Source organism: Cryobacterium sp. TMT1-19, from assembly GCF_004403055.1.
Classification (GTDB): Bacteria; Actinomycetota; Actinomycetes; order Actinomycetales; family Microbacteriaceae; genus Cryobacterium; species Cryobacterium sandaracinum.
This window is the reverse complement of sequence record NZ_SOHB01000047.1, coordinates 26,284-40,076: the sequence shown is the minus strand read 5'-3', so window position 1 is coordinate 40,076 and position 13,793 is coordinate 26,284. Positions and strand designations below refer to the sequence as shown.

At 66.5% G+C, this 13,793-nt stretch carries 14 protein-coding genes and 1 riboswitch; of the genes, 6 read left to right on the top strand and 8 right to left on the bottom strand.

Annotation, left to right across the window (positions count from 1 at the left end):
- Positions 1–125: 125 nt before the first annotated feature.
- The 5 genes from E3T40_RS12350 to E3T40_RS12335 all read right to left on the bottom strand — a co-directional run bounded on the left by E3T40_RS12350 (position 126) and on the right by E3T40_RS12335 (position 3,963).
- Positions 126–824: a hypothetical protein gene (locus E3T40_RS12350; protein ID WP_134543824.1), complete on the bottom strand. Its 699-nt coding sequence runs from the start codon at positions 822–824 to the stop codon at positions 126–128.
- A gap of 256 nt (positions 825–1,080) precedes the next feature.
- Positions 1,081–1,842, bottom strand: a complete 762-nt coding sequence (locus E3T40_RS12345; protein ID WP_134543822.1) for a hypothetical protein — start codon at positions 1,840–1,842, stop codon at positions 1,081–1,083.
- Between the two features lie 874 nt (positions 1,843–2,716).
- Positions 2,717–3,106 (bottom strand): zinc-binding dehydrogenase, encoded by a 390-nt coding sequence (locus E3T40_RS16380; protein ID WP_166786630.1) that lies wholly within the window; start codon positions 3,104–3,106, stop codon positions 2,717–2,719.
- Positions 3,055–3,360, bottom strand: coding sequence for a hypothetical protein (locus E3T40_RS17400; RefSeq protein ID WP_166786629.1), 306 nt, complete (start codon positions 3,358–3,360; stop codon positions 3,055–3,057). Before E3T40_RS17400 ends, E3T40_RS16380 begins: the two co-directional genes overlap by 52 nt.
- A gap of 105 nt (positions 3,361–3,465) precedes the next feature.
- Positions 3,466–3,963 (bottom strand): 2'-5' RNA ligase family protein, encoded by a 498-nt coding sequence (locus E3T40_RS12335; protein ID WP_134543819.1) that lies wholly within the window; start codon positions 3,961–3,963, stop codon positions 3,466–3,468.
- Between the two features lie 53 nt (positions 3,964–4,016).
- Here E3T40_RS12335 and E3T40_RS12330 point away from each other — a divergent pair, with 53 nt between their 5' ends.
- The 3 genes from E3T40_RS12330 (at position 4,017) to E3T40_RS12320 (ending at position 7,155) form a co-directional block, all read left to right on the top strand.
- Positions 4,017–4,586 carry an HhH-GPD-type base excision DNA repair protein gene (locus E3T40_RS12330; protein WP_104100871.1) on the top strand — a complete coding sequence of 190 codons (570 nt, stop codon included), beginning with the start codon at positions 4,017–4,019 and terminating at the stop codon, positions 4,584–4,586.
- Positions 4,587–4,987: 401 nt separating this feature from the next.
- On the top strand, positions 4,988–5,827 hold the full coding sequence (locus E3T40_RS12325; protein WP_104100872.1) for a bacteriorhodopsin: 840 nt from the start codon (positions 4,988–4,990) through the stop codon (positions 5,825–5,827).
- Positions 5,828–5,946: 119 nt separating this feature from the next.
- Positions 5,947–7,155 carry an FAD-binding domain-containing protein gene (locus E3T40_RS12320; RefSeq protein WP_198411992.1) on the top strand — a complete coding sequence of 403 codons (1,209 nt, stop codon included), beginning with the start codon at positions 5,947–5,949 and terminating at the stop codon, positions 7,153–7,155.
- A 22-nt stretch (positions 7,156–7,177) separates the two neighbouring features.
- On the opposite strand, the gene E3T40_RS12315 is transcribed toward E3T40_RS12320, so the two are convergent.
- Positions 7,178–7,522: a LysR family transcriptional regulator gene (locus E3T40_RS12315; RefSeq protein ID WP_104195367.1), complete on the bottom strand. Its 345-nt coding sequence runs from the start codon at positions 7,520–7,522 to the stop codon at positions 7,178–7,180.
- A gap of 164 nt (positions 7,523–7,686) precedes the next feature.
- A riboswitch (glycine riboswitch) is annotated at positions 7,687–7,784 on the top strand.
- Positions 7,785–7,967: 183 nt separating this feature from the next.
- Here E3T40_RS12315 and gcvT point away from each other — a divergent pair.
- The 3 genes from gcvT to gcvP are packed head-to-tail and all read left to right on the top strand — an operon-like array spanning position 7,968 to position 12,496.
- Positions 7,968–9,122, top strand: a complete 1,155-nt coding sequence (gene gcvT / locus E3T40_RS12310; RefSeq protein ID WP_104195366.1) for a glycine cleavage system aminomethyltransferase GcvT — start codon at positions 7,968–7,970, stop codon at positions 9,120–9,122.
- Between the two features lie 25 nt (positions 9,123–9,147).
- On the top strand, positions 9,148–9,519 hold the full coding sequence (gene gcvH / locus E3T40_RS12305; RefSeq protein ID WP_104170865.1) for a glycine cleavage system protein GcvH: 372 nt from the start codon (positions 9,148–9,150) through the stop codon (positions 9,517–9,519).
- Positions 9,520–9,547: 28 nt separating this feature from the next.
- Complete coding sequence (gene gcvP / locus E3T40_RS12300; RefSeq protein ID WP_134543816.1) at positions 9,548–12,496, top strand: aminomethyl-transferring glycine dehydrogenase; 2,949 nt, start codon at positions 9,548–9,550, stop codon at positions 12,494–12,496.
- Positions 12,497–12,621: 125 nt separating this feature from the next.
- On the opposite strand, the gene E3T40_RS12295 is transcribed toward gcvP, so the two are convergent.
- Together E3T40_RS12295 and E3T40_RS12290 are read right to left on the bottom strand one after the other, a co-directional pair.
- On the bottom strand, positions 12,622–13,335 hold the full coding sequence (locus E3T40_RS12295; protein ID WP_104195405.1) for a CPBP family intramembrane glutamic endopeptidase: 714 nt from the start codon (positions 13,333–13,335) through the stop codon (positions 12,622–12,624).
- Positions 13,336–13,388: 53 nt separating this feature from the next.
- Positions 13,389–13,775, bottom strand: a complete 387-nt coding sequence (locus E3T40_RS12290; RefSeq protein ID WP_241981771.1) for a thiol-disulfide oxidoreductase DCC family protein — start codon at positions 13,773–13,775, stop codon at positions 13,389–13,391.
- Positions 13,776–13,793: the final 18 nt, after the last annotated feature.

The window sequence follows — 13,793 nt, the reverse complement described above, 5'->3', positions numbered from 1 at the left end:
CACAGCAGAGCAGTACACCGCCCGCCAGCGCTACCGTGTTCCCGGAAACGTGCTACCAACTCGCCGGACTACCGCTACCACCAAGCGCTACTCGCCACAGCTCGTCCCGACGTTTGAGGGCGCGGCTATGTTAGCGAGAACAAGTCGGTGGGGGCGAGGATTTTTTCGATGATGCCGGTGTCCCGGCCGGTGAAACCGATCACGCCGTAGGTCATTGGCAGTCCGTAATCCGGAATCGCGCCTGAGAATGACGACGGCATGTCGAGGGTGACGGAGTCGATCCCGAAGGTTTCGTCATAATGCACTTGATCGGCAGGCTTGCCGTCAGCTGTTGACTCGAAGTCCTGCCCGGTCTGGTTGCCATTGACATCCTCAATGGCGACACCGTTGGTGGCCATGGTTCCGGATGCCCTGACCTGAAACGCGGGGTTGTACGGGCCCGGACGCGGATTGAAGTCTGCGTCAGGACGGTTCACCCCAATCGTGAAGCCGTCCCATTCCGTGAGTTCGGCCCTTGGGTAATGGGAGGACTCTTCCACCGATTCTGACGTCGGCTCGCCGAGAAGGCCCCTGAGTACGGCCACAGCTGCATCCCCATCGCTCTGATAGTTCAGCGATGCGAGGACCGTGACGTCGGCTGTGACGATATCGGTGGCTTCGGCGCCGATGATTATGGTTGCCGGCAGCGCGGCAGGTGTCGCCGATGGAGTGGCTTCCGGTGCGGGTGTTACCGTGGCGGTCGCGACCGGTGTCGGTGACGATGGTGACGATGCGGTGACATCGCTTTGGGACTGGTCGGTGCTGCATGCGGCAAGGGTGCGCAAAGCGGCGGCCACAATGGCGGTCAGAGCCAGTGGTCGGCGAATTACAAAGTCCTCCAGGTTGTGATGTTGGGGCTGGTCGGAGCCTACTTCTTCCCCGCGCGGCTTAGGTCAGTTCAGAGGCTCCGAGGCATAGCCTCCGTGCATTCACGCTTCCCCAGAAGAGGTCACTCGCAGTGGCCGGAACGTCTCGTACAGAGTCTCTGGCTCCCGGATCCTCACCGCGAGATACTGTGTCCTTTCACCAAGAGTGAGGACCTCACACGCCCCAGTTCGGTGAGGGCGAGCGGAATTCGGTGATAGGGCCGAGTGGGTCGGCGGCGATGAGCCAGACTGAAAACGTCAATTCTGACAGGGAGTCCAAGGGTGGGAGCGGCACGAGACCAACGAAGATGTCGAATCTGCTGCCTTGTGGGCGCGCGGTGTCGGGGTGTCGTGCCGCGATCTCGGCGGCATCATCTCCAACAGCGATTCCGTCGACGGTGCTGATCTGAACACCGTTCACGGCGGACGAGGAAACCTTCACCCAGGTGTTCGGTTCATGTGGTGACGTCCCGCCTGGCACGCCATCCACGAGGACGAAATCGCCGTCCCATGGAGTAGGCGACTCAGGGCCTGTAGGCAGGATATCGCCCCAGGTGTAATTGGTTCCCGGAGGCACCTCGCTGCCGCCCTCGAAGTGCTCTGAGATCGGTGCGCTTCCGAAAGCCGTGGACAGACCGGCAACCAACTCGCCGGCAGGTTGAAAATAATCGAACGTGGACAGGGTCGTGCCGGACGCGTCTCGAAGTTCGATCGACGCTGCAGTGATGAGGAGGTCCGTCACAGGGGCCGGAGCTGACGGATGCGCCGCTTCAGTCAGGCCCGGCGTTGCCTTTGCTGTCGCTGTCGCCGTCGGCGTTGCTGTTGACGTCGGGCTTTCGCCGCCGGGGACGGGACCCGGTGGGCCGGAACATCCGGTCAGAAACAGACCTGCAATCAGAAACAGCGCTGCCAGCGCTTTGCCGAACTTATCTGGCACCCCGTGAACGGTCATACTTCCCCCGATGTCGCCTTGGATCTGACTGCAGTCGGGACATCGTTGCACAGATTACGTGTCGGCGGCCTTCGTGGGCGGGGCCATGTCTTTCGGTGACGGAACGTGGTGAAGTTCCGCTGCAACGTGTAGCGCGTTCCGGCCGCAACTGTTTCCGTTTCGGACAATTGTGGCCGGTGCACGGGGCGCAGTTGTCCGTTCCGGCATCAGTTGCGATGGCGAAGCTCGTTGCACTCGAGCGAGTCGTGATGGTCTTCCTTGGCTTGGCCGGCTGTGTTATCTGGTACTCGTAATGTAATTTCGTGCGGTAATGCGGTGGAGTTCCGCTTCAACGTCCAGCGCGTTGCGTGTGGCGTGTGGATCGTCCTTGCCCGCGGTCGCGGTCGCCGAGATCGACAGGTCCGGTCGAGTTCCCCTGGTGTTGTGGGGCGATCTCGACCGCAGCCGGCGAACTCCGCTGCCAGCGCTCTCAGCGGGGCATCCGGCGCGTGAGAATTCGCGGTCGGCCTCGCTCGACGGAGTCGGCACGGCGGGGTGTGGCTAAATCAGGAGATCTGTCGCCCGGGGATGCCCCCAGACTGGTCTTTCAATGTGGATACCGCCGTGGGCCGGACAATTCTCCTGAATTAGCCACCGCGCGGGGCTCCCCGCTTCAGCAAATCGTGTTGCAGGGAACGGGGAGATCCCTCGGCCGACACCTCGACTTCTCCGCGGACGAGCAACAGAATCGGGATCGGGGCCACGCTCGATGAACTCAAAACCGCGTACCCCGACGCTCACGGACCAGAGCCGACTGCTTCCGCCCCCTCAACCTTCCGCCCCCTCAACCGCCCGCGACGCGCAGGATGACGTTGCCTTTCTAATGGCCGGCCTCGACGAAACGGTGCGCCAGAGCGATGTCGGCCAGGTCGTACGTCCGATCGATGACCGCCAGGAACCGACCCGACTCGGCAAGGTCGACCAGGTGCGCGAGGGCATCCGCGGTGCTGTCGATGTTGCCCGCGACGACCCGCCTCGCGCTCCTCCTGGTGTGCCAGGCGGCCAGAAGCAGCCCCCGGAGATCGGAAACGACGAGCAACAGGGCCCCGCCCGGAGTGAGGCACGCCGCAGCGCGTTCAAAGGGGGCGTTCCCGACGCAATCCATGGTGACGTCGTAGGTTTGCCCCTCGAGCAGGAAATCCTCCGTTGTGTAGTCGATCACCCGGTCGGCGCCGAGCGCGGTGACCAGCTCGCGGTTGGCGCCCTGCACGCCTCGGTGACTCGCGCGCCCGTCTGCTTGGCGAGCTGCACCGCCGCCGTGCCCACGGCACCGGATGCGCCGTTCACGAGAACGGTGCTGCCCGGTTTGATCGCGGCGCGACTGAAAAAAGCATGGGCGGTGGACCCGCCGAAGACGAGAGTCACGGCATCCGTGAAGGTCATGTTCCGTGGCTTCGCCGTGATCGCGCCATCCTGCGGGATGCAGACGTATTCCGCGTGCCCGCCGAATCGGCTGCCGAGCATCGCGATCACCTCCCACCCGGCAACCTGCCCGGCAGAGGCGCCGAACTCGTCCGCAGTCGTCGAACTCGGCGCACAGACCCGCTGCACCCGACCGGGTGACTGCGCTCACACGGCAGTAGGCAACGGGAACGTGGCGAGCACCGTGCGGCCGCTCGCCGCCGATCGGGGCGCCATGTCCACGAGGGCGATCTGGGTGAGAGCGAGCCGCTGGCCCTCGTGCACCCGGGCGCCGTTCTTGATCGTGATGTGGGCCCGGAAGCCGGGACCCGTGAACGCGGGCTCGTCGGGGATGGAGGCAAACGGCCGCACAGCCTCGATGAGGGCGCGGTGCAACCGGGTCAGGCGTGGATCGTCCCCGACGAGCGTCACCGGCACGTCCTCGCGCCGGCCGAACAGCGCGTCGGCACCCGCGACCGCCGTGAGGGCGGTGCGGCCGGATGCCGTGGCGGCGACGACGCCGGAAATGACATCCGCGATGACGGATGCCGCGGCATCCGTGTGAAAAGGGGGCAGCACGGTGATGTGCAATGGCCATTCCGACACCGGGAAGCTGTCGCCGGTGCTGAGCGCCGTGAGCGGGAGGACGACGACGAGGCGGGACATCCGCCGAGTCTAGGGGAGTCCCGCCGGCGCGCCGCCGGTGGCACAATGGGGGCATGATTCTGCACCTCACCGGCGACGATGCCGCCGACGCCCTGCTCAGCGATGACCCTTTCGCGCTCCTCCTCGGGATGCTGTTGGACCAGCAGATCGCGATGGAGACCGCGTTCGCCGGTCCGGCCAAGATCCGCGACCGGATCGGCACGCTCAATCCGGCGACCATCGCCGGCTTCGACGCCGACGCACTCGTCGAGGTGTTCCGGGCCACGCCAGCCGTGCACCGCTATCCGGGCTCGATGGCCGCTCGCACGCAGACCCTCGCGGGTGTGATCGCCTCAGACTGGAGGGGTGATGCGTCCGCCCTGTGGACCGCCGACTCCCCGGACGGCGCCGAGATCCTGCGGCGCCTGAAAGCGCTCCCGGGATTCGGCGAGCAGAAGGCGAAGATCTTCCTTGCCCTGCTCGGCAAGCGTCAGGGGCTCGTCGCGGAGGGCTGGCGCGAGGCCTCCGAGCCCTATGGCGAGAACGGCTCGTTCCGGTCCGTCGCCGACATTGTCGACCCCGAATCGCTGACCCGGGTGCGGGAAACCAAGCGCGCGGCAAAGGCCGCGGTCAAGAAGGGGTAGTCATGGTGCGTCTGCTGATTCGCACGGCCATCTTCATCGGCTTGGGCGCGGTCGGCCTGGTGTCGACCAGATCACCGAGCGTGTAGCGGCTGCGCGCCATCCGCAACCACCTGCTCAAGCACCACGCCGTCATGCGAGGGGTGTTCGCCGACGTGGCGCGTACCGGATCGGCCGACCCCCTGCCGGAGAACCCGCTCCTCCGTGCTCCGAGGGGCCGTCATCTGTCTGTCCGCTATTGACCTTTTGACTGGGGGCATACTCTATGCAAAGATTCAGGAAACTCGTACTAAATTTTTAGTTAGCAGTCAGCTAGGCAGTTAAATGACTGATCAATCAATAAACACAGCAAAGCTCTACGGCACGGCTCTTTCCTGTTCTTTCTCGCTTATTCGGAGGACAACGTGATTCCCGATTCCCTCACCCAGATTCAATACGACACCGTCTACAACGTGTTCTCGCTCGTCATCGCGTCACAGCTGTTCACGTCGATCTTCATCATCATCTCGCTCAAGCGGGTCCTGCCCCGGTACCGTCAGGCGATGACCGTCGCGGCCATCGTCTGTGCGATTGCCGCCTACCACTACTTCCGCATTTTCGACTCCTTCAAGGCGGCCTTCGTCACCGAGGCCATCGGCGGGGCGGGCAACTATGTGCAGGTCGCCGGGGAGTCCTTCAATGAGGGCTACCGCTACGTCGACTGGCTGCTCACGGTTCCCCTGCTGCTGCTCGAACTGATCGCGGTTCTCGCCCTGGCCCGCAAAGTGCAGACCAGTCTCCTGTACCGGCTCATTCCGGCTTCGGCCCTGATGATCATCCTCGGGTACCCCGGCGAGCTCAGCGGGGACAACGGGGTGCGCGGAATCTTCGGTCTGCTCTCCACCATCCCGTTCGCATACATCCTCTATGTTCTGTTCATCGAACTGACCAAATCCCTCGACCGCCAGCCGCGGAGTGTGCGCCGCACGATCAGCCAGCTGCGTCTGCTTCTGCTGCTGACCTGGGGTGTCTACCCGATCGCCTACCTATTGCCCATGCTTGGTATCGACGGCTCGGATGCCTGGGTCGGCAAACAGATCGGATACTCGGTCGCCGACATCCTCGCCAAGGCCCTCTACGGTCTGATCATCTACCGGATCGCGCGGATGAAATCGTTCGCGGATGACCCGGCGTTCGCACACCTCGAACTATCGGTCGATGAGGCCGAGGAGATCGCCGCCCCGGTGCACGTGCGGAACAAGTAGGCCTACCCGGCCACCTGCTCACCGCCAACGGGCCTGGGCCGATCGCGATCATTTTGATCGTGACCGGCCCAGGCCCGTTTCGCTTTCTGCTGCCCCTCAGGCAGGGTCTAAAATCAGGTGTGCTCATCGCCCTGAATGACGGAACCGCGGATGCCGTGGTGCGGCGCCATCTGCACCACCTGGTCGACGACGAGGTGCGGGCGAGCCCAAGCATCCGGGGTGGCCAGACCAGCGCCGACCGTGCCCTGGCGGCATTCTCGGTCGCGGGCTATGCGGCCAGGCGCAGCCAGGTGCTGCCGGAAACCGATCGCGGGGCATCCCGGCTATCACCGTACATTCGGCACTCCCTGGTGCCGCTTAGCCGGGCTTGGGAGCACGTCGCAGACGGACCTGCCCGAGATACCCGCAAATTCCGGGACGAGTTGCTCTGGCAGGAATACGCCCGACATCTCTATGCGCGTGTGGGTGTGGCCCTGCACCGAAACCTGCGCTTTGCGGCACCCTGGGCCGGAGAATTTGAACCCCAGGCCTGGCCGCACCGGATGCACTGCATCGAGTCGGTCGTGTCGGAACTGGAAACCGACGGCTGGCTGGTCAACCAGACCCGGATGTGGCTGGCCTCCCAGTACACGGTCCGGTCTGGAGCGGGGTGGCATGCCGGCCAGGAAGAATTCTATCGACACCTGCTCGACGGCTCCCGCGCGGCCAACCTCCTGGGCTGGCAGTGGACCGTGGGTGCTGGCACCGGCTCCGCCTACGGCTTCGCCCGCTGGCAGGTTGAGAAACGAGCGCCGCAGCTCTGCCGGGACTGTCCGCTCGCCCGGGCCTGCCCGATCGAGCAGTTTCCGGTGGGGGCAGCGCCAGTGCCGGTGACGGATGCGCCGGCGAACCTCACGCACGATCCGCACCTGTCCGACACGCAGGGGCCCACCGACGTCGTGCGGCGCCGCGCACCCCGGTCGGTGCTGCTGACGGTGGATTCCCTGGGCGACGCCGATCCGGCCCTTGCGGCGCATCCCGCACTCCCGGCCGCCTTCGTCTTCGACGAGCCGGCCCTGGCCAGGCTGCGGCTCTCAAGCAAAAGACTGATCTTCACCGTAGAAACCCTTCAGGATCTGGCCCGGCGTCGCGAGGTGGTCGTGTACCTGGGTGACCCGCGAGTGATCGTTCCGGGCCTCGACGCAGCAGTCACGTTTGCGCCGGTACCCAGCTTTGCGCGCTACGCGGAGGGCGCGGCCGTGCTGCATCCGTGGCCGTGGCTGGTGCCGCCGCATAGCGGATCGGTGGCCAGCTTCTCGGCCTGGCGCCGTGCCTCGGCCGGCGTCTAGAGTCCGAAGTCGAGCGTGCGGGCTAGCGGCCCTGGCGGCGCTTGCCGGGACGCGGCTGGCCCTTCACCTCGGGCGCGCGGCCCTTGCCCTTTGCCGCCTTGGCCTTTCCGCCCGCCGGAAGCGGCGGCTTCCAGGGCTCATCCGAGGCGGCCAGCTCGGTGCGGGCATCCGTGAGAAACAGGTTGCCCGCCGCGGTCAGCCGGGTGGTCTCCGTGGTGCGGTCGATGAGCACGACGCCGAGGTTCGCCTCGAGTTTTGCGATCGAGGAGCGCAATTTCGGGGTGGAGATATTGAGGTTCATCGCGGCGCGTGGGAAGTGCAACTCCTCGGCGACGGCGATGAAATGCCGGAGGAGTGTGATGTCCACGAAACGCCTTTCTGTGTGCGCCGCACGAATCGCGGGCGAAGTGACAAGGGTACGCGTTCCCGCTGGAGGTGTCGCCGGGAGGCACCGGAAGCGGCCGCACCGCGCTGCCGGACCCGCACGCGCTAGGCTCGGAGCGCACACCCTCAAGTGAATATAGGGCCATCAAGGTCGATGCGGGAGAGTTCGGCGCCCTCAGGCAGTCGAACACCGAAGGAGCAATCCTCCCCGACAATCTCTCAGGTACTCGTACCGCATCGAACTGGCCACTCTGAAAAGTAGTCGCGGCTCGACAGCGGCTCGCCCACGGTGAAAATCGCGCCCGACCAACGGCTGCGGTGAAGCTCTCAGGCCTGACGACAGAGGGGGAGTTCCCAGGGGTACGATCGATCGATCGCGCCCCGGAGATTCTTGCTCGGCCCCCGGCCGGCGACAACCTGGAGAACTCATGACCTCGGACACTGAAGCCCACACCGATTCAACCCCCACGGTGGAGCGGTTCTCCCCGCTGCACCTGGCGCACGTGGATGCCGGCGCCAGTTTCACGGACTTCGCCGGCTGGCAGATGCCGGTGCGCTACTCGAGCGATCTCGCCGAGCACCACGCCGTGCGCACCAGTGCGGGCATCTTCGACCTCTCGCACATGGCCGAGATCCTGGTGGCCGGGCCGGACGCCGGAGCGTTCCTCGACTATGCCCTCGCCGGCCAACTCTCCACGATCGACCTGCTGCAGGCCAAGTACAGCCTCATCCTCAACCGCGCCGGCGGCATCATCGACGACATCGTCGTCTACCGCACGGCCGAGAACGAGTACCTCGTCATCGCCAACGCGGGCAACCGTTTCCCGGCGGTCAAGGCGCTCACGGCCCGGGCCACCCGCTTCGACGTCACCGTCACCGATCAGAGCGACGACGTCGCCCTGATCGCCGTGCAGGGGCCGAATTCGCGCGCCATCCTCGAGGCCACGGCGGACCTCACGGTCGACGGCGACCTGTCAGCGCTGAAGTACTACCGAGCCCTGGGTGGTACCTTCCAGGCCGGCCGCGTTTTCATTGCCCGCACCGGCTACACCGGTGAAGACGGCTTCGAACTCTATGTCGACGTGCCGGATGCCGCGGCGCTCTGGGACGCGCTCCGCGCGGCGGGCGCCTCTTTCCACCTCGTGCCGGCGGGGCTCGCCAGCCGCGACACCCTCCGTCTCGAGGCCGGCATGCCGCTCTACGGCCACGAACTGAGCACCTCGACCTACCCGGCGCAGGCCGGGCTCGGCCGCGTTGTGAACCTCGCCAAGGAGGTCGATTTCATCGGCCGCGAGGCCAGCGAAGAGGGTCCCAGCGCGGAGGCGCGCGTACTCGTGGGACTGGAATCTTCCGGCAAGCGTGCCGGGCGCGCCGACTACCCGGTGTATCGCAGTGCCGACGCGACCGTGGCCGACGGCGTGATCACGAGCGGGGCGTTGTCGCCGACGCTCGGACATCCGATCGCCATGGCCTACGTGGCTCCCGGCCTGGCGCGACTCGGCACCCAGGTCTTCGTCGATGTGCGCGGCACCCGCATCCCCGCAACCGTGACCGCCCTTCCGTTCTACAAGCGTCAGAAATAGTCCACCCCTCGAGAGGAACACCCCCATGGCCGAACAGTCTGAACTCCAGTACACCGCCGAGCACGAGTGGGTTCTCGTCGACGGCGACACCGCCACCGTCGGCATCACCGCCTACGCCGCCGACAAGCTCGGCGACGTCGTCTTCGTCGAGTTGCCGGCCGTCGGCAGCGATGTCGCCGGCGGCACCGTCGTCGGCGAGATCGAGTCCACCAAGTCGGTCGGCGAGCTCTTCGCCCCCGTCACGGGCACCGTCGCCGAGATCAACGACGCCGTCGTCGAGAGCCCCGAGCTCGTCAACAGCGACCCGTTCGGCGCCGGCTGGCTGCTCAAGGTCACGTTCGCGGAGTTGCCTCCTCTCCTCAGTTACGCCGACTACTCCGCCCTCATCGGCGAGTAACGAAAACGAAAAGCCAGGTTCCGCACACATGTCACAGCCCTTCACTCAGCGCCACATCGGCACGGATGCCGACGCGCAGTCCCGCATGCTGTCGATCCTCGGTTACGACTCGGTCGACGCCCTCGTCAACGCGGCCGTGCCCGAATCGATCCAGGTGGACCAGTTCCGCACCATCGGTGACAGCACCCTGCCGCCCGCCGCCACCGAGCGGGAGGCCATCGCGGAGTTGCGGGACCTCGCCGGCCGCAACACCGTGAAGCGGTCCATGATCGGTCTCGGCTACTACGACACCGTCACCCCGGCCGTGATCAAGCGCAATGTGTTCGAGAATCCCAGCTGGTACACGGCCTACACCCCGTACCAGCCCGAAATCTCCCAGGGCCGTCTTGAGGCGCTGATCAACTTCCAGACCATGATCGCCGACCTGACCGGACTCTCCACGGCCAACGCGTCCATGCTCGACGAGTCGACCGCCGTGGTGGAGGGCATGCTCCTCACCCGTCGGGCGTCGAAGTCGAAGTCGACCCGTTTCCTCGTCGACGCCGACGCGCTGCCGCAGACGAAGGCCCTGCTGGGCAATCGCGCGGCCGCCGTCGGGATCGACCTCGTGGAGGTCGACCTGGCTGGGTCCGCTGAGGACCTCGGCGAGTACTTCGGTCTCTTCGTGCAGTATCCCGGCGCATCCGGCCGGGTCTGGAACCCGGCCGGCGTTATCGCCGCCGCCCAGGCGCAGGGGGCGCTCGTCGTCGTCGCCGCCGACCTGCTCGCCCTGACCCTGATTACCTCGCCCGGCGAGCTCGGCGCCGACGTGGCCGTGGGCACCAGCCAGCGCTTCGGCGTGCCGATGGGCTTCGGCGGTCCGCACGCGGGTTACATGGCCGTGCGCAGTGGCCTCGAGCGTCAGCTTCCCGGCCGCCTGGTCGGCGTCAGCGTTGACGCGGCCGGCCACCCGGCCTACCGCCTGTCGCTGCAAGTGCGTGAGCAACACATCCGTCGGGACAAGGCCACCTCGAACATCTGCACCGCCCAGGTGCTGCTGGCCGTGATGGCCGGCATGTACGCGGTCTACCACGGGCCAGACGGCCTGCGGAAGATCGCCGCCCAGGTGCACGAGCGCGCCGGGCAACTCGTCGTCGCTCTCCTCGCCGCCGGTGTCGACGTTGTCACCGCGACGTTCTTCGACACGGTCCGTGCCTCCGTTCCGGGCCGCGCCGCCGAGATCGCCCGGGCCGCCTCCGCCAGCGGGGTCAACCTTTACCTGGTCGACGCGGACACCGTCGGCATCGCCGTCGACGAGACGACGACTCTCGCGGATCTCGCCCTGGTCGTCGGCGCGTTCGGCGGGCGGGATGCCTTCGGCCTGGTGGACTTCAGCATGGTCGAGGCCGGCCTTCCGCCCGAACTTCATCGCACCAGCGAGTTCCTCACCCACCCGGTGTTCAACACGCACCGCTCGGAGACGAGCATGATGCGCTATCTCAAGCGCCTCGCCGACTTCGACTACGCGCTCGACCGCGGCATGATCCCGCTCGGCTCCTGCACCATGAAGCTGAACGCGGCCACCGAGATGGAGGCCGTCAGCTGGCCCGAGTTCGGCGGGCTGCACCCGTTCGCGCCGCGTGCCGACATCGAGGGCTACCTGGAACTGATCCGGCAGCTCGAATCCTGGCTGACGGATGTCACCGGCTACGACTCCGTGTCCCTCCAGCCCAACGCCGGCAGCCAGGGTGAACTCGCCGGGCTCCTCGCGATCCGCGGCTACCACCTCTCCACCGGGGATACCCAGCGCACGGTTTGCCTGATCCCGTCCAGCGCGCACGGCACCAACGCGGCATCCGCCGTGCTGGCCGGCATGAAGGTCGTCGTCGTCGCCTGCGACGAGCTCGGCAACGTCGACCTGGACGACCTGCGCGCCAAGATCGCGGAGCACGCCGAGAACCTCGCCGCGTTGATGATCACCTACCCGTCGACGCACGGCGTCTACGAGCACGAGGTCGGCGCCATCTGCACGGCCGTGCACGACGCCGGCGGCCAGGTCTACGTCGACGGCGCCAACCTGAACGCCCTGCTCGGTTTCGCCCGTTACGGCGACTTCGGCGGCGACGTGTCGCACCTGAACCTGCACAAGACGTTCTGCATCCCGCACGGCGGCGGCGGGCCGGGCGTCGGTCCGGTCGGGGCCAAGGCGCACCTCGCTCCGTTCCTGCCGGGGCATCCCCTCGCTCAGAGCGACGAGCACTACCTCCTCGCCTCCGGCGATGCGGCGGCGGTCGACGGCGGTGTCGATGAAAGTGGCGGCACGGTCGGCGGCACGGTGGGCGGCACGGTCGTGCACTCCGGCGGGCCGGTCTCGGCGGCGCCGTACGGCAGCCCGAGCATTCTACCGATCTCCTGGGCCTATGTACGCATGATGGGGGCCGAGGGTCTGCACGCGGCCACCGGCGCCGCGGTTCTCGCGGCCAACTATGTGGCCAAGCGCCTCGAGGCTCACTACCCGGTGCTGTATTCCGGTGACAACGGCTTGGTCGCACATGAGTGCATCCTCGATCTACGCCCGCTCACCGAGGCCACCGGGGTCAGCGTCGACGATGTGGCCAAGCGACTCGTCGACTACGGCTTCCACGCGCCGACCATGAGCTTTCCGGTGTCCGGTACGCTCATGATCGAGCCCACCGAGAGTGAAGACCTGGGCGAGATCGACCGGTTCGTTGAGGCCATGATCGCGATCAAGGCCGAAGCGGATGCCGTAGCCGCCGGCCGCTGGCCTGCCGAGGACAACCCGCTGCACAATGCCCCGCACACCGCACAGTCGGTGATCGAGGGGGAGTGGACGCACGCCTACGACCGTGAGACCGCGGTCTACCCGGTGCGCAGTCTCATCCGTGGCAAGTACTGGCCGCCGGTGCGCCGCATCGACAACGCCTTCGGTGACCGCAACCTCGTCTGCGCCTGCCCGCCCCCCGAGGCCTTCGAGTAGACCGCCACTCCCTAACGAATTCGACGGAGATTTTGCCTGTCCGGCCAGGTTTTGGCCCGATTCGCGCCTTCTCGGCAAAATCTCCGTCGAATTCGCCGGCCGGCAGGTCAGGCAGGTCAGGCAGGTCAGGCGGCGGGGGCGAGGAGCCCCGGCCACCAGGTGAGGGCGAGCGGGTACCCGACGAAGGAGACGATGTCGAGGATCCAGTGCGCAATCACGAGCGGCATCGTGCGTCCCCAACGCAGATAGCACCAGCCGAACAGCACCCCCATGGCCGCATTGCCGAAGAACGGCCCAATGCCCTGATATAGATGGTAGCTGCCGCGCAGAAGCGCCGAGGACACGATGATGGTCCAGGTGGACCAACCCAGCTCGCGCAGCCGGGTGAACAGGTAGCCGACCACGATCAGCTCCTCGACCAGCGCCGAGCGCAGTGCCGAGAGCACCAGGATCGGGATCGTCCACCAGAACGTGTCGAGCGGCGACGGCACGATCGCCACGGTGAAGCCGAGGGACCGCCCGGCGAGGTAGAGCCCCAGCCCGGGGATACCGATCACGAGCACCAGCCCGAAGCCGCGCAGCAGGTCGTGCCCCGGCTCCGTGAAATCGAAGCCCAGCCGCCGGAACGGACTCTGCCCCGGCAGCCACAGCAGGTAGAGCACCAGGGCCACGGCGAACAGGGCGAAGAAGATGCCCAGGAACTGATAGCTGAAGTCGAGCCATTCCCGCGGCGACTGCGACCCGTTCAGGGTCGCCGACTGCTCCGAGAGCGGCCGGGTGTCGGTCAGCCGGGCGATGATCGAAATGATCGAGTAGAGAGCGGATGCCCCGAGCGACATTCCGAGGACGATCCCCACCTCCCAGCGGAGCCCGGTTCGATTGCCGCGCGGAGTCACGCGCCCGGCTTCATCCGGCAGGCCGGTGTTCCCCCGGGCAGCCGGTGGCGGTACCGCGCCACGAGCCGGTAGCCCACTTCGGCCGCCCACGACCACGGCGGCACGGTGCCGAGCCAGCCCAAGAAGCGCATGAGCGCATTCGGCTGGTGCCGAAGCAGGGCGGCCACGGCCGCGGCGCCGCCGAAGCGGTGGTCGTCGACGACCAGCCACACCCGGGACTGGGCATCCTTCGTCGTCAGATCATAGGACGTCAGGTCGGTCCACTGGTAGGGAGCGGAAGCCGGCATGCCGGGAATCAGACGCTTCATGGTGTTCACGGAGGTCGTGCAGAACGCGCAGTCGCCGTCGAAGATCAAGAGCGGAGGGCGTGCGTGGGCGGTCACGATCATCCTCCATCTTCC